The sequence below is a fragment of the Psychrobacter glaciei genome, from assembly GCF_014652895.1.
Lineage (GTDB): Bacteria > Pseudomonadota > Gammaproteobacteria > Pseudomonadales > Moraxellaceae > Psychrobacter > Psychrobacter glaciei.
In genome coordinates this window covers 62,567-83,279 of record NZ_BMZR01000004.1, presented here as the reverse complement: position 1 = coordinate 83,279, position 20,713 = coordinate 62,567, and the positions used below count along the sequence as shown (strand labels likewise).

At 43.7% G+C, this 20,713-nt stretch carries 18 protein-coding genes; 14 read left to right on the top strand and 4 right to left on the bottom strand.

The genetic code is table 11. The features are described 5' to 3' along the window. Positions 1 to 34 precede the first annotated feature (34 nt). On the bottom strand, positions 35 to 622 hold the full coding sequence (gene ampD, locus IE130_RS10235) for a 1,6-anhydro-N-acetylmuramyl-L-alanine amidase AmpD (protein WP_189585479.1): 588 nt from the start codon (positions 620 to 622) through the stop codon (positions 35 to 37). Between the two features lie 176 nt (positions 623 to 798). Between ampD and IE130_RS10230 the strand changes: the two genes are divergently transcribed. The 12 genes from IE130_RS10230 to lpxC all read left to right on the top strand — a co-directional run bounded on the left by IE130_RS10230 (position 799) and on the right by lpxC (position 16,385). Then, a complete protein-coding gene (locus IE130_RS10230) occupies positions 799 to 2,985 on the top strand; it encodes an Lnb N-terminal periplasmic domain-containing protein (protein ID WP_227676195.1) in 2,187 nt (728 codons plus the stop codon). A 61-nt stretch (positions 2,986 to 3,046) separates the two neighbouring features. Then, on the top strand, positions 3,047 to 3,886 hold the full coding sequence (locus IE130_RS10225; RefSeq protein WP_189585474.1) for an SDR family oxidoreductase: 840 nt from the start codon (positions 3,047 to 3,049) through the stop codon (positions 3,884 to 3,886). 74 nt (positions 3,887 to 3,960) lie between these two features. Then, positions 3,961 to 4,965, top strand: a complete 1,005-nt coding sequence (locus IE130_RS10220; RefSeq protein ID WP_189585471.1) for a hypothetical protein — start codon at positions 3,961 to 3,963, stop codon at positions 4,963 to 4,965. A gap of 61 nt (positions 4,966 to 5,026) precedes the next feature. Further along, positions 5,027 to 5,743: an orotate phosphoribosyltransferase gene (gene pyrE / locus IE130_RS10215; protein ID WP_189585468.1), complete on the top strand. Its 717-nt coding sequence runs from the start codon at positions 5,027 to 5,029 to the stop codon at positions 5,741 to 5,743. A gap of 57 nt (positions 5,744 to 5,800) precedes the next feature. Continuing rightward, the gene (gene gshB / locus IE130_RS10210; RefSeq protein ID WP_189585465.1) at positions 5,801 to 6,772 is read left to right on the top strand and encodes a glutathione synthase; all 972 of its coding nucleotides are present in this window, start codon (positions 5,801 to 5,803) and stop codon (positions 6,770 to 6,772) included. 279 nt (positions 6,773 to 7,051) lie between these two features. Further along, a complete protein-coding gene (gene murG / locus IE130_RS10205; protein ID WP_189585462.1) occupies positions 7,052 to 8,137 on the top strand; it encodes an undecaprenyldiphospho-muramoylpentapeptide beta-N-acetylglucosaminyltransferase in 1,086 nt (361 codons plus the stop codon). 67 nt (positions 8,138 to 8,204) lie between these two features. Beyond that, the gene (murC, locus tag IE130_RS10200) at positions 8,205 to 9,641 is read left to right on the top strand and encodes a UDP-N-acetylmuramate--L-alanine ligase (protein ID WP_189585459.1); all 1,437 of its coding nucleotides are present in this window, start codon (positions 8,205 to 8,207) and stop codon (positions 9,639 to 9,641) included. 154 nt (positions 9,642 to 9,795) lie between these two features. Continuing rightward, positions 9,796 to 10,764, top strand: a complete 969-nt coding sequence (locus tag IE130_RS10195) for a D-alanine--D-alanine ligase (protein WP_189585798.1) — start codon at positions 9,796 to 9,798, stop codon at positions 10,762 to 10,764. A gap of 511 nt (positions 10,765 to 11,275) precedes the next feature. After that, a complete protein-coding gene (locus tag IE130_RS10190) occupies positions 11,276 to 12,073 on the top strand; it encodes a cell division protein FtsQ/DivIB (protein ID WP_189585455.1) in 798 nt (265 codons plus the stop codon). 196 nt (positions 12,074 to 12,269) lie between these two features. Next, on the top strand, positions 12,270 to 13,562 hold the full coding sequence (gene ftsA, locus IE130_RS10185; RefSeq protein ID WP_201574509.1) for a cell division protein FtsA: 1,293 nt from the start codon (positions 12,270 to 12,272) through the stop codon (positions 13,560 to 13,562). A 302-nt stretch (positions 13,563 to 13,864) separates the two neighbouring features. After that, positions 13,865 to 15,064 (top strand): cell division protein FtsZ, encoded by a 1,200-nt coding sequence (gene ftsZ, locus IE130_RS10180; RefSeq protein WP_010201472.1) that lies wholly within the window; start codon positions 13,865 to 13,867, stop codon positions 15,062 to 15,064. A gap of 403 nt (positions 15,065 to 15,467) precedes the next feature. After that, entirely contained in the window at positions 15,468 to 16,385 is a 918-nt protein-coding gene (gene lpxC, locus IE130_RS10175) for a UDP-3-O-acyl-N-acetylglucosamine deacetylase (protein ID WP_189585450.1), read from the top strand. A 298-nt stretch (positions 16,386 to 16,683) separates the two neighbouring features. On the opposite strand, the gene IE130_RS10170 is transcribed toward lpxC, so the two are convergent. Further along, complete coding sequence (locus tag IE130_RS10170) at positions 16,684 to 17,199, bottom strand: hypothetical protein (protein WP_189585447.1); 516 nt, start codon at positions 17,197 to 17,199, stop codon at positions 16,684 to 16,686. Positions 17,200 to 17,458: 259 nt separating this feature from the next. Between IE130_RS10170 and IE130_RS10165 the strand changes: the two genes are divergently transcribed. Then, a complete protein-coding gene (locus IE130_RS10165) occupies positions 17,459 to 18,184 on the top strand; it encodes a CHAP domain-containing protein (protein ID WP_010201465.1) in 726 nt (241 codons plus the stop codon). Between the two features lie 104 nt (positions 18,185 to 18,288). Here IE130_RS10165 and IE130_RS10160 read toward each other — a convergent pair whose 3' ends face one another. Continuing rightward, on the bottom strand, positions 18,289 to 19,065 hold the full coding sequence (locus IE130_RS10160) for a DOMON domain-containing protein (RefSeq protein WP_189585444.1): 777 nt from the start codon (positions 19,063 to 19,065) through the stop codon (positions 18,289 to 18,291). Positions 19,066 to 19,246: 181 nt separating this feature from the next. Next, positions 19,247 to 19,558 carry a YhbY family RNA-binding protein gene (locus IE130_RS10155; protein WP_189585441.1) on the bottom strand — a complete coding sequence of 104 codons (312 nt, stop codon included), beginning with the start codon at positions 19,556 to 19,558 and terminating at the stop codon, positions 19,247 to 19,249. A gap of 342 nt (positions 19,559 to 19,900) precedes the next feature. On the opposite strand from IE130_RS10155, the gene IE130_RS10150 reads away from it, so the two are divergent. Then, positions 19,901 to 20,533, top strand: a complete 633-nt coding sequence (locus tag IE130_RS10150) for an RlmE family RNA methyltransferase (RefSeq protein ID WP_025652421.1) — start codon at positions 19,901 to 19,903, stop codon at positions 20,531 to 20,533. The last annotated feature ends 180 nt before the right edge of the window (positions 20,534 to 20,713 follow it).

Sequence of the window (20,713 nt, the reverse complement as noted above, 5' to 3'; positions counted from 1 at the left end):
GATGAGTAATAATTATTAAAGTTAAACAAGTCTTCTATTTCAATAGACATGCGATCTCTTGACGCAACTTTGGCCAGTCAAAATAATCGCCAGGATCTGTCTTTCGACCCGGTGCGATATCGCTATGACCGGTTAAGTGTCGGCGGGTTTTAGGGTAGGCGTCATATAACGCAGCGATAACGGCTGCAAGTGTGTCATATTGCACCGAGGTAAAGGACACAAAATCTGACCCTTCAAGCTCGATGCCAATGCTATAATCATTACATTCAGGACGACCAAGGTAGCTGGATCTGCCTGCATGCCATGCGCGCTCGGCAAAGTTTACAAACTGTGTGATAGCACCATCACGTTCTATAAATAGATGTGCTGAGACTTCTGCGCCCTGGATGGTTTGAAAATAAGGATGCGCATCCCAGTCCAATTGATTGGTAAATAATGCTTTTACATAATGAACGCCATCACTGCCGCAGATGCCAAACTCATTCGGTGGTAGGCTAATATTGTGAATGACAATGGTGTCAATAGTCAGATGGTCGGGTCGTTTATTATAGTTCGGCGACATAAGCCAAGTGGCTGAGGATAAGCGCCCGTCCTTTATAATCATTGGCGGTGTCGTGGACATAGTGCTCTCTTTTTATAATTTATTAATAAGTGCGTAGCAAATACTTGTGATTACCGATTTTTTATTAATTGATAGCAAAACTCTCTAAAAAATAGCCAATCACAACTTTCTTTTGACGATTCGATAGACCCAGTAACGCGATGAGCGTATGGCTTCTACAGTGCGAGATATTACTCATGTCTATATATTCAAACCTTGTGGTGCATTGCAACTTTTTGGCGACAGACTGTACGCCAACAAAGGTGAGCAGACGCGCGCGTTTACCATTAACGATTGCAGGTCTGTTACTGACGGTACAAGCGCAGGCATTTTTGCCAACGCCAGCAGAGCTTGTGATTACAGGTGCGCTAGCGTTGGATAACAAAGCTGATGCTGGGCTAAATAATAACATCAAGCCAAATAGCAGCTCAAATAAAGATATCGCTGATCACCCTCGCACTAATACTAATACTAGCGGTGTCGATAATAACGTTAGTCATATTGTCGCTAGCAACACCAAGGCAGAACAGCTGCTAGCATCATGGCGCGAGCAAGCAAAAACAGAAAACCTAGCCCAGCATACGACATGGCGACGTTTATTGTACTTCTTTGATGATCAAAAGAATCTAATTGGTAAGAAAAAAGACACAAGTCTCGTTGATGATGCTAGCTTCTTTTTAAGTGAAAAAGGTGCGCAAGACTCAGGCGCAGAGCTTGATGCATTGCTGGTCGCTCTGGCTGAAGAATTAGCGCTGACTCATAATACGGTTGTCAAAGACAATACCGCTAATAATTCGGTACTTTGTCGTTTCCCAGCGCGCGTACAATGGCTGACCGATACGCTAAATATCGATAAGACAAGCTGGCAAGCTGAGTGTCCGGAGCTGGATGAATGGATGCAAAAGCTGGCACCTGAGCAGCTGTCTATTATGTTTGCCGAAGAGTATTTGGACAATCCCATATCAGCCTTTGCCCATACCTTGTTGCGTATTGACTCAAAGGCCAGTGTGGCTGATCCCAGTCAGATTCATCATGCCTACGCGCTGAATTATACGGTCGATGGTGATCCAAACGATAGTTTTCCAGTTTATGCCATCAAATCCATGACAGGTCTCTATGATAACGCCATCGAAATCGATCCTTACCCAGAAAAACTGGCGAAATACTTGCAAGACGATGAGCGTGATGCGTGGACGTATCAGTTGAACTTGACCCCAAGCGAGGTGCAACAAATCATGTTGCATGTTTGGGAAACCAAAAGGTTAGATTTACCGTATTACTTCACCACTGATAACTGCGCCTCTGAGGTTTTGCGCCTCATCGATGTCGTGCGTCCGCAGCAGCATTTATTAAGCCGATTACCTTATGCCGTCGTACCCTCTGACGTCATTCAGCTGCTTAATGAAGAAGACTTACTGGCAAACCCTCGTTATACGCCAGCTGACAATACCGTACGTCAAGCCGCGCTTAACCAAGCCAAGGCCGCCGCTAAGCTGGGTTATCAGCCATTGACTAAAGAAGCTGCCCAAGAGATTAAATCCGCAGAGCGCAATCCAGCATCCAGTATGTCAGCAGATAGTAAAACCATACGCAACTTACCTATCGTCGCTGCCAACAACAATCCAATAGACAGACATCCATTGCAAATGGCGCAGATTGGTGTCGGACAGCGCGGTGACAATAATTATATCGATGTGGGCGTGCGTGCAGGTTTTCATGACACACTTGATCGGGCCGCTGGTTTTTCACAGTTTTTTAATTTAGAAGGGCTGGCAGCGACGCTACGCCTTTATGACAAAGATGATAACAATAGCAACTACAAACAGCCGGACAGTGTGGTCTTGCAGAATTTTACACTGCTGCGCGGACGCTCATTTAACCCAGTAAATAGCGCTCAGCAAGGCAAAACTTGGGGCGTCAGTGTCGAGGCGACCCGAGTAAACGATGGCTCACAGCAAGATGGCACGGATCATTTGGTTGGGAGCGTGGGTTATGAGACTGGCTGGTCGTGGGCATTTGGAACCCCTAATGCTGGTACTGGCGAGATGCCGCCACAGTTATGTTACACCTTGCTATCAGGCACGGGACAAGCAGGGCGCGGTATCAATAAAGGCTTTCGCGTAGGCGCAGGTGTGAATGCTGGTTGCCGTTATCAAATTAACAATCAGTTACGTGCGCAGGCTGATTTGCAATTGCCATATTGGTATCATGGCAGCAGCGATGAGTCTAATGCTCGCGGTCATTACTGGCAGCCGGTCTCAACTTTGGGTCTACAATACGATATCGATAAAAAACAAGCATTACGTATTAATGCCAACTATGAGTGGCAAGATCGCATCGATGCCAATGACGATTTACAGCTGTCGTACAGGCGCTATTTTTAGTACTTATTATAAAAAATGTATAAGCAGTCATTAGAAATGGCGTTCGAATAAAGGATAAATGATGAGTACGCAAAATTTACTGATTATTGGGCAAGGTGATATCGGTTTGCCGGTCACCAACAAGCTTGTGCAAGATGGCTTTAACGTTACTGGGCTGGCACGCAATCAACGCGAGCACTATCATTTGGATAGTGAGGCAACGTTTATGCAAGCCGATGCATTGACATTGACCGCTGAGCAGCTGCAAGATTTTACGCATATGGCGATTATCGTCACGCCCGATGACTATTCAACCAGCGGCTATCACGAGAGTTACTTGGCGATTAATCAGCATTTGGCGACACTTGCTCCAAAGTTAACCAACCTTGAACGTATGGTCTTTATTTCCTCAACAGGTGTTTATGGGCAAGATAACGGCGAATGGATCGATGAAAATACCGCGCCTGTCAGTCCTGAGCGCGAAGCATCAAAGGTCATATTGCAAGCAGAGCAAGTCTTGCAGCAAGGCTTTGATGATAAAGCCATTATCATTCGTCCGAGCGGTATTTATGGTCGCGCGCGTCTCATGCGCCTGCGCAAAGTCAAAGAGAAACAAAAAGAGCCAGTAGCTGCACAGCACTGGAGTAATCGTATTATGGATCGTGATTTGGTCAATATTATCACCAATGTCCTGACCAGCACTGCGCCAAAATCACTCTATATCGCCACTGACTATGCGCCCGTCACTACTTATGAGCTAGGCGTTTGGTTAAGCGAGCAAATAGGTGAGACGCCACCTGCTATTGATCATTCAAAAACAGCGGTTACGGGGAAGCGCTTGCATAGCAACATTCCGTTAGCTTGGCTGGATTATCCTGACTGGCAAGCAGGTTACCGTGATATTTTGAACCATCAAGAGTAAGCCCTTAAGAGTAAGATAATTGCCTGATTTAAGCATTCTTATTCGTTTTATATTTTATAAACTATGGAGATTTCATGACCCAGCCTTCTACTTCTGATGACCGTTTGTCTCATGCTAATCTGGCAGCAGAAGGCGGTAAGCTGGCAGAAAACCATGTGCAAAAAAAGGCTGAGCAATCGTCTATGCTAGCTGATTCACAGCAGCCTGCAATCGTCCACCCCAACTTTGATCCCAGACAATCTCCCCTTGATCCTGCACGGCCCTTAACTGATATCCCAGAGCCTGCCCGCCGCTTGAACGGTCAATTGAGACGGCTTTACGGTAACTCTGCGCGGTTCTATCAGCCCAATGAAGACCGCTTTTCGAAATGGGCACTGATTGCTTCAGAAGCGCTGGCTGAGCATTTGTCATTGCTCAATGCTGCCAAGCTTATCAAGTTGCCTGATAACTTTTATGAGAATCATAGCGAGCAGCCATTGTTATCAGCATTATCCGATATGACTATGTTAGATATGTCAGATATCCAAAAGGCCATTCGTGCTTATCCAAAACTGCACCGCTTTGGGCTTAGGCCTGCTGATCGCTCTGAAATGATTGAGTCAGATAATAAACGCCACGACGCTTCAGCATCGCTACGAGCATTGACCAAGCGTTATAATCCTGATGAATTGCTTAATAGTCTGTATGCCGATGATTGGCAAGTGGTTTTGCAGCCGCAGCAGTTTGAGACAGGAGAGGGTAGTTTAGCGACAGATATCATGGCCTGTAGTGCTGCTGTCCATGCTCTAAAACAGTGTAGTACGCGCAAAAGTATCAATCATAGCTATAGCGCTGCGCAAATATGTCAGCATGTGCGTAGCTATTTGCTCAGTCAGATTGTTTGTGAGCCCTCGCAGCGCCATGCATATCGTCAAATTCGGATGTTTTCTGGTCACATTATTGTTGCCGCTTATCATTTGGGCTGGGAGATACAAGTACGGAACGATGGCCAAAGCTATTTTAATGTCTCATCACGTAGTGGCTTACTGACTCGCTATGCCAATATGCAGAATTATGAGATCAATGGTTGGTCAAGCTGATCAATAATGCGTACAATAATGCCAGTTTTTCGCCCCTCTTTTTGCTGATAGGAATGTCATAATGTCTCACGTACCACGCTCTCAAGACCCAACGTTTTCATCTCATCAATTCATTCAATTGGCTTTAGACAACCAAGTGCTTAAGTTCGGTGAGTTTGTACTCAAGTCTGGTCGCATTAGTCCGTATTTTTTTAATGCTGGCTTGCTAGCGACGGGTGAGATGTTGTCGTTGCTCGCGCGCGGTTATGCCGATGCCTTGGCCGAACAAATGGCTGAACAAATGGCTGCTAGCAATAACGGTACAGATGAGCAAGAGCTGGTTATTTTTGGCGCGGCTTATAAAGGTATTCCATTTGTGGCTGCAACCGCGCAAGCCTTATGGCACCATCATGGTATCAATGCCAAGTGGGGTTATAACCGTAAAGAAGCCAAAACCCACGGTGAAGGTGGTAATTTGGTCGGTGCTGATGTCAGTGGCAAAGCAGTTTGGGTACTTGACGATGTCATTACGGCTGGCACAGCGATGCGCGAAGTGGTCGATATTTTAGAGCAAGCAGGTGCCAGTGTGGCAGGTATTATCGTGGCCCTTGATCGTAAAGAAAAAGGCTTGGCTGAGCATTCTGCTATTCAAGAGCTTGCTGCGACGCTAGAAGTGCCAGTGCGCGCACTGGTCGATATTGACGACTTAATCAGCTATTTGTCAGACGGCGAGAGCCAGTACAAAGATGCGACTCAACTAGCCAAAATGCAACATTACCGCGCGCAGTACGGCGTATAGTTGGGCACTGAATTTTGAATCTGTTTTAATAAAAATATAACGTAAGTGAGCCTTATCATGAGCCAAGAAAATCAAAAAAAATCTTTAAAAATACTCGTCATCATGGATCCTATCGAACGGGTTAATTATAAAAAAGACACCAGCTTGGCGATGATGTGGGCAGCGCAAGATCGCGGGCATCAGCTTGGCTACTGTCAGATTCATGATTTATGGTTGGATCGTGGACAGCTAATGGTTGATACTCAGCCGCTCACGGTAAAGCGTGATCCAGCAGATTTTTATACGTTGGGTGATAAAAGCACAGGTCCAGTCAGTGGTTATGACGTGATTTTGATGCGTAAAGACCCACCGTTTGATATGCGCTTTATTTATGCGACTTATATGCTCGATCACGCCAAAGCGGCAGGCGTGCTCGTGGTCAATGATCCACAAGCGATCCGTGATTGTAATGAAAAAATATTTGCGACATGGTTTAGCGAGTATATGAGCCCGACGATTGTGACCAGTAAACAGGCACATATTCGTCAGTTTATCGCTGAACAGCAGGATGTCATCGTCAAGCCACTAGACGGCATGGGTGGAACTGGTATCTTCCGTTTGACCGCTGACAGTCCCAATATTGGTGTAACGATTGAGGTGCTGACTGAACTTGAGACACTGCCAATCATGGCGCAGCGTTACTTGCCAGAGATTAAAGATGGCGATAAGCGTGTATTAATCGTCGATGGCGTCGTGATAGATTATAGCTTGGCCCGTATTCCAAGCAAAGGCGAGACCCGTGGTAATCTCGCAGCTGGCGGTAGCGGTGTTGCCATGCCGCTGACTGATGTTGAGCGTCAAGTAGCAGAAGTAGTCGCGCCAATCGTCAAACAAAAAGGCCTAATGTTCGTTGGTCTAGACTTAATCGGTGGGCGTATCACTGAGATTAACGTCACTAGCCCCACCTGTGTACGTGAGATTGATGATCAATGCGGTACAGATATTGCGACCGACTTTATCATGGCGATTGAGAATAAATTTACTGCATAGTTTTATCTATGTTAAGGAATACTTTGACTACGTAAAACCCATATTTTAAGGTATTGTTAGTCATTGATTTTTCTTACCGTTTATTAGCGTTACACGACGCCAAGCTGTGATCGATCATGGCTTGGATTTTTGTTATTTTTGCTGCATAAAGTGCTGTATACAAAGCAATGATTTCCTCTATACTATGCGGGCTTTTACCGTGTCATCATTTTTTATAAAAGACATCACGGCAGCGAGATAAACCCTTCATATAAATAAAGTAAAGATAGGCAGGCGTTTATGAAAACACCGCATATATTGATGATGGCAGCTGGTACTGGCGGGCACGTTTTTCCAGCGCTTGCCGTTAGTGATGAGCTGACCCAACGCGGTGCGGTCATTCATTGGTTAGGAACGCCAAACGGAATGGAAAATGGTTTGGTCAAACCGACTGGCTATACTTTTCATGCTATTAATATGCAAGGGCTGCGTGGTAAAGGCGTTGGTCGACTATTAAAGCTACCAATGACTCTGCTGTCAGCGACCATGGCTGCCGTAAAAGTGATTCGTAGTAATCAGATTGATGTGGTCGTTGGATTCGGTGGTTATGTGACTGCACCTGGTGGTATCGCTGCACGTCTAACCAATACGCCACTGATTATCCATGAGCAAAATGCCATCGCTGGCATGAGCAATCGCTATCTGTCTAAGCTTTCGACTAAGACGTTACAAGCGTTTGAGGATACCTTTGCTAATAGTGCGCAGAATGCCAAGCTTGAGACAGTAGGCAATCCAGTGCGCAATGCCATTACAGGTGTCGCAGAGCCAACGGTACGCTATGATGTGAATGATCGCTCACCGCTTAAATTGCTGGTAGTAGGCGGATCACTTGGCGCTCAAGCCTTAAATGACACCGTGCCAAAAGCGCTTGCATTGCTAAACGAGCCTTTTGAAGTGCGTCACCAATGCGGGCGTAACAATGAGGCCGCCACGCAAGCAGCTTACGATAGCGAAGACTTAAGCAGGCATCAGTTTACGGTACAGCCTTTTATCGACGATATGGCAGCGGCTTATAACTGGGCAGATATGATTGTATGCCGTGCAGGCGCGTTGACCGTGACGGAAATTCAAAACGTTGGAATTGCTGCTATTTTTGTGCCGTTACCACATGCCGTTGATGATCACCAAACGGCTAATGCTCGCACGCTAACCTCACATGATGCGGCAGTCTTGTTACCGCAGTCGGAGTTGACAGCCAAGCGTTTGAGTGATGAGCTTGCTGTACTTAATCGAGAAAAGTGCTTAACGATGGCAAAAAAAGGTCATGCTCTTGCCAATCGTAGTGCGAGTAAGCAAGTTGCCGATATTATTTGGCAAGCGTTGTAGCCTGCAACTCATACCCATTATTTTTAATTTACCAAATTTTATTGACCTTTAATAAAGAGAGATCCTTATGTCTACCTCTGCAAAAGCCTTACCTAAGCGTTTGATTGAAATACCAGAGATGCGCCGTATTCAGCATTTGCATTTTGTTGGTATTGGCGGTTCAGGTATGTGCGGTATCGCAGAGGTAATGAACAATCAAGGTTACGAAGTAAGTGGTTCTGACATCGCAGAAAGCTTGGTGACGAAGCGCCTACAGCAGATTGGCATCGAGATATCGATCGGTCATGACTCCATAAATATCGCCAATGCGGATGTTATTGTCGTCTCATCAGCGATTGATCGTAGCAACCCTGAAGTAAAAGCAGCATTAGAAGCGCGTCTGCCAGTGGTACGCCGTGCCGATATGTTGGGTGAGTTGATGCGCTATCGTCATGGCATCGCGGTTGCTGGCGCGCATGGCAAAACCACCACGACCAGTTTGCTCACCACGATGATGGCAGAAGGCCAGCTCGATCCTACTTACGTAATTGGTGGTAAGCTGAACGCCTCTGGCAAAAATGCCGCACTTGGTAGCAGCCGCTTCTTGGTGGCAGAAGCCGATGAGTCTGATGCATCGTTTTTGTCTTTACATCCGATGGCAGCGATTGTGACCAATATCGACCAAGACCATATGGAAACGTATGAGAATAGCTTTGATAAATTAAAAGCGGCTTATATTCAGTTTTTGCAAAACATGCCGTTTTATGGCTTGGCAGTGGTGTGCGGTGATGATCCAGAATTGTATGCAATGATTGATGATATTGGTCGCCCAGTCTTGACCTTTGGGCTTGAACCTTTTAACGACGTACAAGGCGTTGACTTGGTGACGGAAGGCACTAAAACGCACTTCACAGTATTACGCCGTGACCGTGAGCCTTTGCGCTTGACGCTTAATATTCCTGGTACGCATAACGTCTACAATGCACTTGCCGCTATCACCATGGCGACCGATGAAGGTGTCGATGATGAAGCGATCAAACGCGCTTTGCAGAAGTTTGAAGGCGTTGGTCGTCGATTTGAGCAGCATGCCTCTGTCGATATCGATGATGGTAATGTCTTATTGATCGACGACTATGGTCATCACCCAAAAGAAGTCGACGCCACCATTAAGGCCGCTCGTCAAAGTTTCCCTGATCGTCGTTTGGTAATGCTATTTCAACCGCATCGTTACAGCCGTACCCGTGATTGCTACGATGATTTCGTGGAAGTACTATCAAGTGTTGATGAGCTACTGTTATTGGATGTATATTCAGCAGGTGAGAGTCCGATTACGGGCGCTGATACCAAATCATTAGCGCGCAGTATTCGTTTGCGTGGTGAGGTTGAACCGACGATTATTGATAAAGATAATTTAGCCCCTGTCATGCAACGTTTACTAAAAGCCAACGATATGCTCATTACTCAGGGTGCAGGTAATGTGGGACAGATTGCTGTCGACTTGGCTGCCAATAACCTTTACATTTAGTAAGCTAAAAATTTTAGGAACTGTCCTTATGACAACGAACGATAATCAAGAAAGTACAAACAATAATAATGCTATTGATGCTGCTGAGGATAAAACAGCCATTATCAATCCAGAGTCCGCTCTAGCAGCTGCTGCACAAGCAGAGAAGAGTGATATGAAAAATAACCAGTCGAACCAAGACAAGCCATTGAGCGCTGCTTCTAACAAAGTAAAAGATGCTGGACAATTTGGTAAAGTAGCCGTCATTTATGGTGGCAGCAGCAATGAGCGCAGCGTATCATTGGATAGTGGTGCCGCTGTATTGCAGGCGCTACAAAACCAAGGCGTTGATGCCACTCATTTTGACCCTAAGCATCAAGACATTACTGAGCTTCGTGACTATGATCGCGTGTTTAACGTGTTGCATGGTCGCGGCGGCGAAGATGGCTTGCTACAAGGCGTGTTGCAATGGTTTGATATTCCGCAGACAGGCTCAGGCATTTTGGCATCAGCGCTAGGCATGGACAAAGTTCGTACCAAGCAATTGTGGCAAGGTTGTGGTTTAGCGACGGCACCATTTTCATTATTGACGGCCGATACCGACTGGCAGCAAGTGGTTAACATGCTAGGTTTACCACTTATTATCAAGCCAGTTCATGAAGGATCCAGTATTGGCATGACCAAGGTTAATAACTTGGACGAGTTGCCAGCGGCTTATGCAACAGCGGTACAGTGCGGTGATGCGGTCATGGCTGAGCGCTGGATTACTGGTCGCGAGTTTACGATTGTCATTATCGATGACGAAGCCTATCCGGTCATCCGTCTTGAACCTGCTGATATCACCAACTTCTACGATTTTGAAGCCAAATACAATCGTAACGATACCAGCTACTATATTCCGTGCGGCTTGAATGATGCTGATGAAAAGCATTTGCAAGACTTGAGCCTTGCGGCATTTCGCGCAGTAGACGCAAAAGGCTGGGGGCGTATCGATGCCATGCAAGATGAGGCGGGCAATTTTTGGTTACTTGAAATCAACACCGTACCGGGTATGACCAGTCATAGTCTGGTACCGATGGCAGCCAAAGCTCGCGGTATGGATTTTGATACACTGTGCTGGCATATCCTTGCGCAAACGTTATAAACAATTGATAACCTTAGCTCAGATGTTTTTATCTAGGTTGATATGAATGATGCAGTTTATGGCAGAATTATTGATAGTATAGATGTTTAAAAAACGGCTATTAATGAGTAAAAATAATCGTTCGAATAGCACTGATACTGTTGGTTGTTGGCAAACATAAGCATAATTGAATGTATCGCTAGCCCTGCTATACCACAGCTTCATGTAAACTTGTGTAAATTCGTTGTCCGTAGTAGGGGTTAGGCTATTGTTTGACCGCAAAATACGTTAATATTGTAATTATTGAATCGTTTTAGTGATATTTATGAATGATTTATGACCTTGCGTTGTAAATCGAGAGAAATAGACGCTTAATCGAGAATGATAGCGTCTCAAAGACGTTTTTAGATAAAATTTTTGATAGTATATTCGTTTAATATGTCGCTGCAAAATATAAGCAGACTCACCTTTAACAAAAGCACTATTGGCTTCATGCAAATAGCTTTATGCAAAAACAGGGACAAAGGTCATTATGGCTCAAACTGTCAACGACGTAACTGACTTGATGAGTGATAAAGCCCGTCGTCCAACATCTAACTTCCAAGTACCGAATTCGGTCAGATATTTTTTTATGGTATTGGTGTTAGGTTTGCTAGTGCTTATATTGATTATGGGTGGTAAAGCCTTACGTGATGCGCCTCCAGCTGCCATTCATGTCAGCAATCAAGGACTCACTGTTGCTCAGTACCAAAAGCTACAGCAAGTCATGAATCAACAGAAAGTGAGCAGTTTTTTTACTTCTGATTTACAAGCATTAAGAGATATTACTACGGGTCTTGCTTGGGTGGATCAAGTGAGTGTGACTCGTGACTGGCAACGTGGCATTGTGGTCACAGCGTTGCCCAAGCAGGCAGTTGCAAATTTTGGTACTGAACGTTTAGTCGATGCAAAGGGGATTGTTTTTGTCCCTGCTGATAGTAAGGATTTGACCCAAGCCCAATTTGCCACTTTGCAAGGTGAGATAACGCAAGCGCCGGTCATCATGCAACAGATGCAACAAATTAACGATTGGTATGCACCACTCGATATGCAAGTTGCAGATATTATCCTGTCGCCAAGAATGACATGGCTCATTCGTTTTGATAACGGTCAGCGAGTCATTGTTGATAATGAAAATACCGCGCAAAAGCTGCTGAATCTTAGTCAATTACTAGGTAATCAATTAAGTAATCGCCGAAATGAGATACAGTCTGTAGATTTACGTTATAAAAATGGCTTTACCATCGCTTGGAATATGGCACAACCAGAAATCGAAGCACCAAAAATCTGACTGTCACAAAAAATAGTGAGTAGTAAAAACAGTAAGCAAAAGTAGTTGATAAACCACCAGTAATTCATGACACTTTGTTTATTTAGCATAGAGATTGTAGGTGCGGTAGGATATAACGGCGTAAAGATAATGATTTTTTAATGATTTAATGGAGACGTCATTTGGTTTCCTGTTTAGCGATAATTTGTCTGGTACCATGAAAAATACTGAAAATCTGGTTGTTGTCCATCTAAGTGCCACGGCAGTTTATGTCGTTATTGGCAGCGTTGTCTCTGCAAAAGACATTCGTATTATGGGTGTAGGGCAAGTTAAAAATAGTGACTTTTATCAAGGTCAAATAAAACATCGCGAACGCTTGCAAGGTGCTATCAGGCAAGCCATTCAAGAAGCAGAAGATACTGCCAATTGCCGTGTGCATAGTGTGTGGTTGACCTTGGCAACGCCTGAGCTCCTGAGCAAGAACAGTGCGGGCGAAGTACTAGTAGAGGATGAAGTCGTACGTGCCAAAGATATGGTACAGGCGTTGGCCAACGCCAAATCACGCGACTTGTCATCAGACTATTATTTGATGCATTGTTGCCAGCAAGGTATCTATGTCGATGAACAAGACTTTATGGTCGACGATGCGATTGAGACGGTGGCGCACAATATCAGCGTGATGTATCACATGATGATGATGCCGGTCGCCAGTCGTCAGAACATCCAAAAACTATTGCAGAGTTGTGATGTCGGCATCGATCACATTGTCTTCGATGCGGTGACCAGTGCAGAATATAGCTTGATGAGTGATGAGCGCCAGCAGGGTGTCTGTCTGGTTGATATCGGAGCGAGCACGACTAGCATCTGTGTCTACAAAGAAAACAAGTTGATTTTTACGCATTGTATCGCGACTGGCAGCCATGAAGTGACGATGGATATTTCAGCAGATGTCGGGATATCGATGATAGAAGCTGAAAAACTTAAAAAATCGCATGGTACGGTCGATGTCAATAGCGTCGATCCTAGCTCATTCTTTATCTTTAAACCGCAAGGGACCAGCGACGAGATTAATATTGGTATTTATAATTTAGCCCGTATTATTGAAGCGCGTTATGTGCAAATCTTTACTGAAGTGGCGCGTCAATTGCATGAGGCAGATTTGATCAGCTATATTGATAAAGGCATCGTGCTGACAGGCGGCGGTAGTGTGATCAAAGGCATGATACCCTTTGCCAAAAAGCTGCTTAAAATGCCAGTCGTTTTGACCAATACCCACCCAGCAATCAGCGCTTATAATCACTTTGATAATGACGAATCATTTAAACAGCTAAATATCCAAGTCAATGATCGCGCTTATCAAACGGCATTTGGTACACTACTATATAGCCAAAGCGAGCAGTTTCGCCACAGTGAAAAAAGCGAACCGGAAGCGATTCAAAAAAACAGAGTAACAGGCGTCTTTCAAAGTGCAGGGCAACGTTTTGCTAGTGTGCTCAAAAAGATACTATAACTCCGTTGCTAATGACGTTGGTATAAACATATTTATATAAAAGAATGCTTATACAATAAGCGTTGTTGTTTTGAAAGGTGTACCACAATTAAGCGTATAACGTAATATCGAAAGTAATATTGAAAGTAACATTGAAGTTAATGCCCTGAGCAATGATGACATATTTTCGTCCAAGCTTAACGGTTTAAGATATAGCCCTGTTTTATTTAAATACATTTATATATAGTAAGTCGATAGCGCGTCATATGAGTGCGTTACCATGTATCGACCATCACGCTATCTGCAACTGGAGAATCTTTTTTATGTCAAAATACACCATGCCAGATGATAACCAGCTTCAAAATAACGGCCAAGCAAGCTTCACAGTATTCGGTGTGGGTGGTGGTGGCGGTAATGCGGTTGAACATATGGTACAACAAGGAATTAGAGGTGTGACGTTCGTCTGTGCTAATACGGATAAACAAGCACTTGATCGTCTGACAGCGCCGCATAAGTTACAACTTGGCGCAAAAACTAACCGCGGTCTAGGCGCTGGTGCCAATCCAGAAGTCGGACGTGAAGCAGCAGAAAGCGAAGAAGAAGCCATCCGCGCATTACTCGAACATTCAGACATGGTCTTTATTACCGCTGGAATGGGCGGCGGCACTGGTACGGGTGCAGCGCCAGTCGTGGCTCGTATTGCCAAAGAGATGGAAGTATTGACGGTCGCTGTTGTGACCACACCTTTCAAATTCGAAGGCGGGAAACGTATCAAAGCAGCTAAGGCTGGTATTGAGCAACTGACTAACTTCGTTGACTCTATCATTACCATTCCAAATGACAAGCTGATGAGCGTCTACGGCAATATCTCTATGCAAGATGCGTTCAAAAAAGCGGACGATGTGTTATTACACGCCGTGCAAGGTATTGCTGAAACCATCGCAAGCGAAGGTATGATCAATATTGACTTTAACGATATCCGTACGGCGATGACTGCTAAAGGTCACGCCATGATGGGTATTGGTCGTGCCAGCGGTGATGATCGTGCGCGTCAAGCCACTGAAAAAGCCATTAGATCACCATTGCTTGATGATTTACGTTTAGAAAACGCCAAAGGTCTACTGGTTAACGTTATCTCTTCTGAGTCATTATCATTAGATGAGATGAGCAAAATCAGCGCAATCGTCGAAGAAATTACCGATATCGATGATGCCCATATCTTCTATGGTTCTGTCATCGATGAAAAAATGGGTGAAGATCTACATGTGACCGTTATTGCAACGGGTTTGACGTTGGATGAAAATGCAGGCCAAGAGCCAGAAGTAGTGGAGCAGCCTGTGCCTTCTGTGAATAGCACACAGCCTGTTGATCCTAACTTGCATACCAGTGCGCTAAACAGCCAAAAGCAGTCACAAGCGCAGCTGCATCAAGATAGTTTAGCGCGTGCAAATCCGACGCAAGAGCAGCCCAAAACCAAGACCAACAGCATTCAAGACTATTTAAAGCGTCAACAAAATAAATAAGTGTTTTGCAATATTATTGGTCAGAAAAAGCCAGCGCTATGTCGCTGGCTTTTTTGTGCTCATCCATAAGAAATGATTTGTTTTGAAACATTATTTTTTAGAAAGCCATTGTTAGAGCGTGCTGAACTATCACAGATAGTCTCTGTCAGTGCATGATTAAAGGATCAAACACGCCTTAGCCATATACCGTGCGATATATGATGTAATCATTATATTTATTCCTAAATATCTGTTTATTAAGGTAATTTATAGGTCGGTAAAATCTAATTCATTCGAATAAAAAAATCACGATAAGTGTTATCAATCAAAGAGATAAGAAAATTAACGCTTTTTAACTATGGCGAATGAGGTGTGGATAATGGTACACTAGGTCAATTGTAACAAAATATGTGGGAAAACAGCCATGAACCAACGAACCATAAAAGCAGCAATAGCTGTTACAGGTACCGGTCTCCATAGTGGTCAGCCTGTTGATTTAGAGTTTCATCCACAGCCAGTTGATACTGGTATTGTTTTCGAGCGCTCAGATATTGAAGGCAGTCAGCCAATTCCAGCCAGTGCTTTTTTAGTACAAGATACTATGATGTCATCCAATCTCGTATTCGGTGGCGCACGTGTAGGTACTGTAGAACACTTATTAAGTGCAATTGCTGGACTGGGTGTTGATAACCTATTGATTCGTGTTTCCGCATCAGAAATACCTATCATGGATGGTAGTGCTGCACCGTTTGTCGCGTTACTGATGCAAGCTGGTTTTTGTGAGCAAGAAGCTTCAAAGAAGTTCATTAAGATTGTAAGACCAATAAAAGTAAAAGTAGACGATAAATGGGCAGAGCTACGCCCTTATGAAGGCTTTGAATTAAATTTTGAGATTGACTTTGATCATCCTGCTATTGATAAAAACTTTCAGCATGCACAGCTACAGTTTTCTACGCAAAACTTTATAGAAGAGCTGAGTTCAGCGCGTACTTTTGGTTTTTTACGAGACATCGAAGCCCTACGTCAGAATAACTTGGCTTTAGGCGGTAGTATGGAAAACGCGATTGTCATCGACGAGGCTAATATCCTTAATGAAGAAGGCTTACGTTTTAATGATGAATTCGTGCGCCATAAAATTTTGGATGCTCTAGGCGATTTATATCTGATTGGCTATCCAATTTTGGGTCGTTTTAACGCTTATAAGTCTGGTCATGCATTAAATAATTTGTTGGTACGTGAGATATTGTCTAATCCTGATAGCTTTGAAATTGTAACTTTTGATGACAATGTAACCTGTCCTATCGAATATTTGCCCCTAAAAGGGGTAGCAGTTGAAGGATGAATACAGGAATACACACGAAGTATCGAAACATTTACGCAATATTACATAAAATGGTTATAAGAACCGTTAATTTATATTCTCATACATAGATATATAAGTAAGTATTTTTAAACAATACAACGTTAGCGTAGATAATACCGACGCTGTAGGTAATCAAAAAATCATCTGTTAGTCGTATTCACATTGTGAAGCTGACTAACAGATGATTTTTTTTGTTTACGTCATTACAAAAACCTAGCGTAAATGGCCACGTTTTTTGAAAATAGTTACATAACTTTACATGTTGAAGTCGGGATTTTTAATGATTTGCTAAGCGCAAAAGTGCTTTTTTGAGCTTTTCATCAGTGGTGACATGCTCTGCGGCCTGTGATATAGTCCGCTTTGTGTTTTGGCTAAGAGCCTGATTTTCATTGGCTTTGTGAGACTTTGATAAAGTTGCTGATAGCGCTAATGGTTTTTTAGATGAAAGACTATGCGCAGATATTTTAGCTACAACGACGCGAATTTGCTTGAGTTGTTTAAATGTAATCGACTGCTCTGTTAATATCTGCAAATAAGCGTTCTGTAAATAGCGAATATGGTTAGCAGCGGTCATTGAGCCCACACTGAGTGTCAACTGCTCAGAGGTTAAGCCAACGACCCAGCAGGTACTAAGGATTTCTTCCGGTAGACAGTCTATTAGAAGCTCTTTTATCTCAGTGGTTGCTTCAATATATAGACGCATATTGTCAGCAAGGGTTTGGGGTAGCGCGCTACCAGCAAAGGCTTGATGATCGATAAGTTGGGCAAGCCGATTAGGCTGTTTTTTTGACATCGTAATGACTCATCTAATAGGTGACAAAATCGATATTCATAACAAATAAGCTCAATATATATATGGGATGGATAGCAAACGATTTATGAAGCAGAAGACCGCGCTGCTAATAATACCAGCGTTAGTTACTGTAGAAAAAAGAGTGAGCTGTTGTACTAAGGATTTTATCATGTTTATTTGATGATTATGTCCTCTAAACTAATTGATGCTTTGTCACGGATGACGAGCAGTCTTGTATTAACAAATAGGTAGTAAATTTATGAAACAAGCTTTATTAATTTTGTCAGTACTGGGAATGGGCATAGCACAAACGAGTGGTGCTGCCGAGACCACCTTTCAACCAAATAATACCTTGAGTCATACCATCACCAACATCTCTACTTCTGCGAACTACGGTTCTAGTCGTAACATCTATAGCACTAATAGTGGTGCTCATGTATATAGCAACGACGAAATCAGTCAAGCGATTGACAACTTAAGCGCACATGCCAAGCAAAAAGAATATCAGCTTGCCTCGCTAACCAGTCGTTTATCGTATGAGCAGCGTCAGCAGCAAGCCAGCCGTGTGCCTGATCGCAACTCTGCTCCTGCCATGGCAGCAGCAAGCGCGTCACGAGTAGCGCTATCTAGAAGCTCTGGTTACTGTGCTCGCTACGTACGCAAAGCACTACAATCAGCAGGTTATGAATTTACGCCAAATCCTTCAGCTTATCAGTACGCCTCTCGTGGTACGCTTGCTCAAGCAGGCTTTAGCAAAATCAGTAATGATATGTCGCCACAAGTTGGTGATGTTGTAGTCTACAATCGCACGTCAAGTCGTCCACATGGTCATATCCAGATCTTTGATGGCAATGATTGGGTGTCAGACTTCCGTCAAAATAGCATTAGCCCATACAGTGGCACTTATAGCTATACTACATGGCGTGACTCGCAGTACGTTGATGATGCATCAGACCGTGGTATCTACCTTGCAATGGCTGACTAATAAGCGTCAAGTACATCGTGTTTTAAGTAAACCGTTTTCTCCGAATCCAGTAATGCTCTTAATGACATTGCTGGTTTTTTTTGTTTTAAAATATTAGATAGGCGTTATCGTTCAGTTGCTATCGATGACGCTAGCTGGTTAAGTAAGGCAGTTGCAGGATCAAACCTAGACCAGTAGCGACGGTCGTGAAAGTCAGGCGGGGAGGCATGTGTAGGTGCGAAATATAAAGTGGTTTCACCGAACCATAAAATGACGCAAGGATGTATGTGCTCAATAGTCATATTATTGATAGCAAAATTTTGGCTAGACAATTTGTCTAATGGCACACCGAAGGTTCGCTCGAAGCTATGAGGTGTATGCGTTTTCGATAATTTTTTCGAGGCATTGGCATTTATTGATGATACATGCGTATTTGCGCGGTCAGTCCAGCTAATCTTTGCGGGTGTACGCCCATTTGCTAATAACAAGCGGGGTGGTGGCAGAGTGGTAGGGTTTCGATAGCTGTCAAACTGATAAAGCGCATAACGACCATCTGGGCTGGCGTTAACTTCAATATAAGTCGAATTACTGCTAATGTCAGCCATATCGTGATTATTTATTGAGTTACCTGTGAGAAAGCATTCAAGACAGCTCTCTTCCCACAAATAGTCAGTAAAGCCGACGTTTACTTCTTTCCAAGTAGGCCAGTCTAATTGACCCACCAAAGATTGTGTGGGCAAGATGATTTGATAGGTTAGCTGTAAATGCAATTGTGGCTGCTGCATGATAGTCGCATGCACAACGACTTGGATAGCTCCTAGCGTGTCTATACTAACGCCAAGCTGCTGGGCATCATCTGCTATCTTTTCAGTGGCGATGCAAAGGTTAAAAGTCTGGCTCATAATTTGGTATGACTCAAGTAGTTATAATAGGGTCTGTTAAACATTCAAATGTGGAACTGGCAGTCCTAATATTTGAATGTTCAACAGACCCTAAGTTCACAAAAAAATAAAAGCCGCGAGCAGATTGCATCGCGGCTTTTAGGTTGTATCAAAACACTCAAATCAAGCTGAGCATGACACACTACTGCGTGTGACGAGCAAGGTTTGATAGCTTAGGGTTGGCGTTTGGATTTTTACGTAGTAACAATGCCATGCGGCCAATTGAGTGAATCAGAGTTGCCTTCGCAGTAGCAGCAAGCTCAGCACCGATGACATCGCGTTCTTCTTTTGTGCCAGCAGGCAATTTCACTTTGATGAGCTCATGATCTGATAAAGCGCGATCAATCTCTTCAGTAATGGTCGGGGTAATACCTTTATTGCCAATCATAACGACAGGTTTTAGCTCGTGACCGATGCCTTTTAGGCGTTTGATAGTAGCGTTATCGAGTTGCATAGAATTCCTAGGTGTTGGTAAAAATAAAAATGGTACTGTCAAAAAACAGTGATTGATCATTATAGATAATCTGTGCCTATCTTGCATGAGATCAGCAGGATTTTGCACGATTTTACGTGACGAAAATGTTAAACTGAATGTTTGGTCACATTATAAACGCTACTGCCTTATAAAGCAGTGTTTTAACCAATAGAATTTGGTCAGTTTGCGACCATCAACGAATAAATAGCCTGATTGATGACACATCTAGAGTAATCGACGCTTTATTGAATTTAGTTTGTCAGTGATAGAGCGATTCAAAAAATTGTATTCAGGTTTTGTAAGGTAATAGGAGCAGGTATTTTGGCCACGCGTATTGAGAACAAAAAACTGTCAAAGAGCAGCAGTGCTTGGATGAAAGAGCATATTGACGATCATTATGTCCAAAAAGCGCAAAAAGATGGCTATCGTGCCCGTGCCGCTTATAAGTTATTAGAAATAAATGAAAAGACCAACCTCATCAAAAAAGGCATGACGGTCGTTGATTTGGGTAGTGCGCCGGGCAGTTGGTCACAAGTTGCTGGCCAATTGGTAGGTGAACAAGGTATCTTGATTGCCTCTGATATTTTAGCGATGGATACCTTGCCTGATGTTACCTTTATTCAAGGTGATTTCCGTGAAGCTGAGGTTTTTGACGCCATTATGGCAGAAGTCGGTGACAGGCAGGTTGACGTAGTATTGTCTGACATGGCACCCAATACTGCTGGCAATAGCGCAATTGATCAGCCGCGTATGATGTACTTGTGCGAGCTAGCAGTGGACTTTGCACTTGCAACCTTACCAGAAGGTGGCGCGCTTATTATGAAAGTGTTTCAGGGCGAGGGTACACAAGAATTACGCAAGCAGATGCAGCTCGATTTTAGTAAGATTCGTAGTATCAAGCCAGGTGCATCACGACCACGCTCAAAAGAGATGTTTTGGATAGCGATTAAATAGTTTTAACATCAATGAGTTGTTGCTATTGTAAGCGAGATGATAAGTCACCATAAAGTATCATTATCGCACTATAAAAACCGCTACAATCGTTAACTGAATAAAAGTGAAACCTGCTTGAATTATGCAGGACAACACCACATATCATGGTATATTAACTTTGTTTCGAGCATATGTTTTAAG

Bases quoted from the DNA above. Each gene is read 5' to 3' on its own strand.
- murC (WP_189585459.1), top strand. From the start codon at position 8,205: ATGTCTACCTCTGCAAAAGCCTTACCTAAGCGTTTGATTGAAATACCA.
- IE130_RS10165 (WP_010201465.1), top strand. From the start codon at position 17,459: ATGAAACAAGCTTTATTAATTTTGTCAGTACTGGGAATGGGCATAGCA.
- IE130_RS10155 (WP_189585441.1), bottom strand. From the start codon at position 19,558: ATGCAACTCGATAACGCTACTATCAAACGCCTAAAAGGCATCGGTCAC.
- pyrE (WP_189585468.1), top strand. From the start codon at position 5,027: ATGTCTCACGTACCACGCTCTCAAGACCCAACGTTTTCATCTCATCAA.
- IE130_RS10225 (WP_189585474.1), top strand. From the start codon at position 3,047: ATGAGTACGCAAAATTTACTGATTATTGGGCAAGGTGATATCGGTTTG.
- murG (WP_189585462.1), top strand. From the start codon at position 7,052: ATGAAAACACCGCATATATTGATGATGGCAGCTGGTACTGGCGGGCAC.
- lpxC (WP_189585450.1), top strand. From the start codon at position 15,468: ATGAACCAACGAACCATAAAAGCAGCAATAGCTGTTACAGGTACCGGT.
- gshB (WP_189585465.1), top strand. From the start codon at position 5,801: ATGAGCCAAGAAAATCAAAAAAAATCTTTAAAAATACTCGTCATCATG.
- IE130_RS10220 (WP_189585471.1), top strand. From the start codon at position 3,961: ATGACCCAGCCTTCTACTTCTGATGACCGTTTGTCTCATGCTAATCTG.
- IE130_RS10230 (WP_227676195.1), top strand. From the start codon at position 799: ATGTCTATATATTCAAACCTTGTGGTGCATTGCAACTTTTTGGCGACA.
- IE130_RS10190 (WP_189585455.1), top strand. From the start codon at position 11,276: ATGGCTCAAACTGTCAACGACGTAACTGACTTGATGAGTGATAAAGCC.
- IE130_RS10170 (WP_189585447.1), bottom strand. From the start codon at position 17,199: ATGTCAAAAAAACAGCCTAATCGGCTTGCCCAACTTATCGATCATCAA.
- ftsA (WP_201574509.1), top strand. From the start codon at position 12,270: ATGAAAAATACTGAAAATCTGGTTGTTGTCCATCTAAGTGCCACGGCA.
- IE130_RS10195 (WP_189585798.1), top strand. From the start codon at position 9,796: ATGAAAAATAACCAGTCGAACCAAGACAAGCCATTGAGCGCTGCTTCT.
- IE130_RS10160 (WP_189585444.1), bottom strand. From the start codon at position 19,065: ATGAGCCAGACTTTTAACCTTTGCATCGCCACTGAAAAGATAGCAGAT.
- ampD (WP_189585479.1), bottom strand. From the start codon at position 622: ATGTCCACGACACCGCCAATGATTATAAAGGACGGGCGCTTATCCTCA.
- ftsZ (WP_010201472.1), top strand. From the start codon at position 13,865: ATGTCAAAATACACCATGCCAGATGATAACCAGCTTCAAAATAACGGC.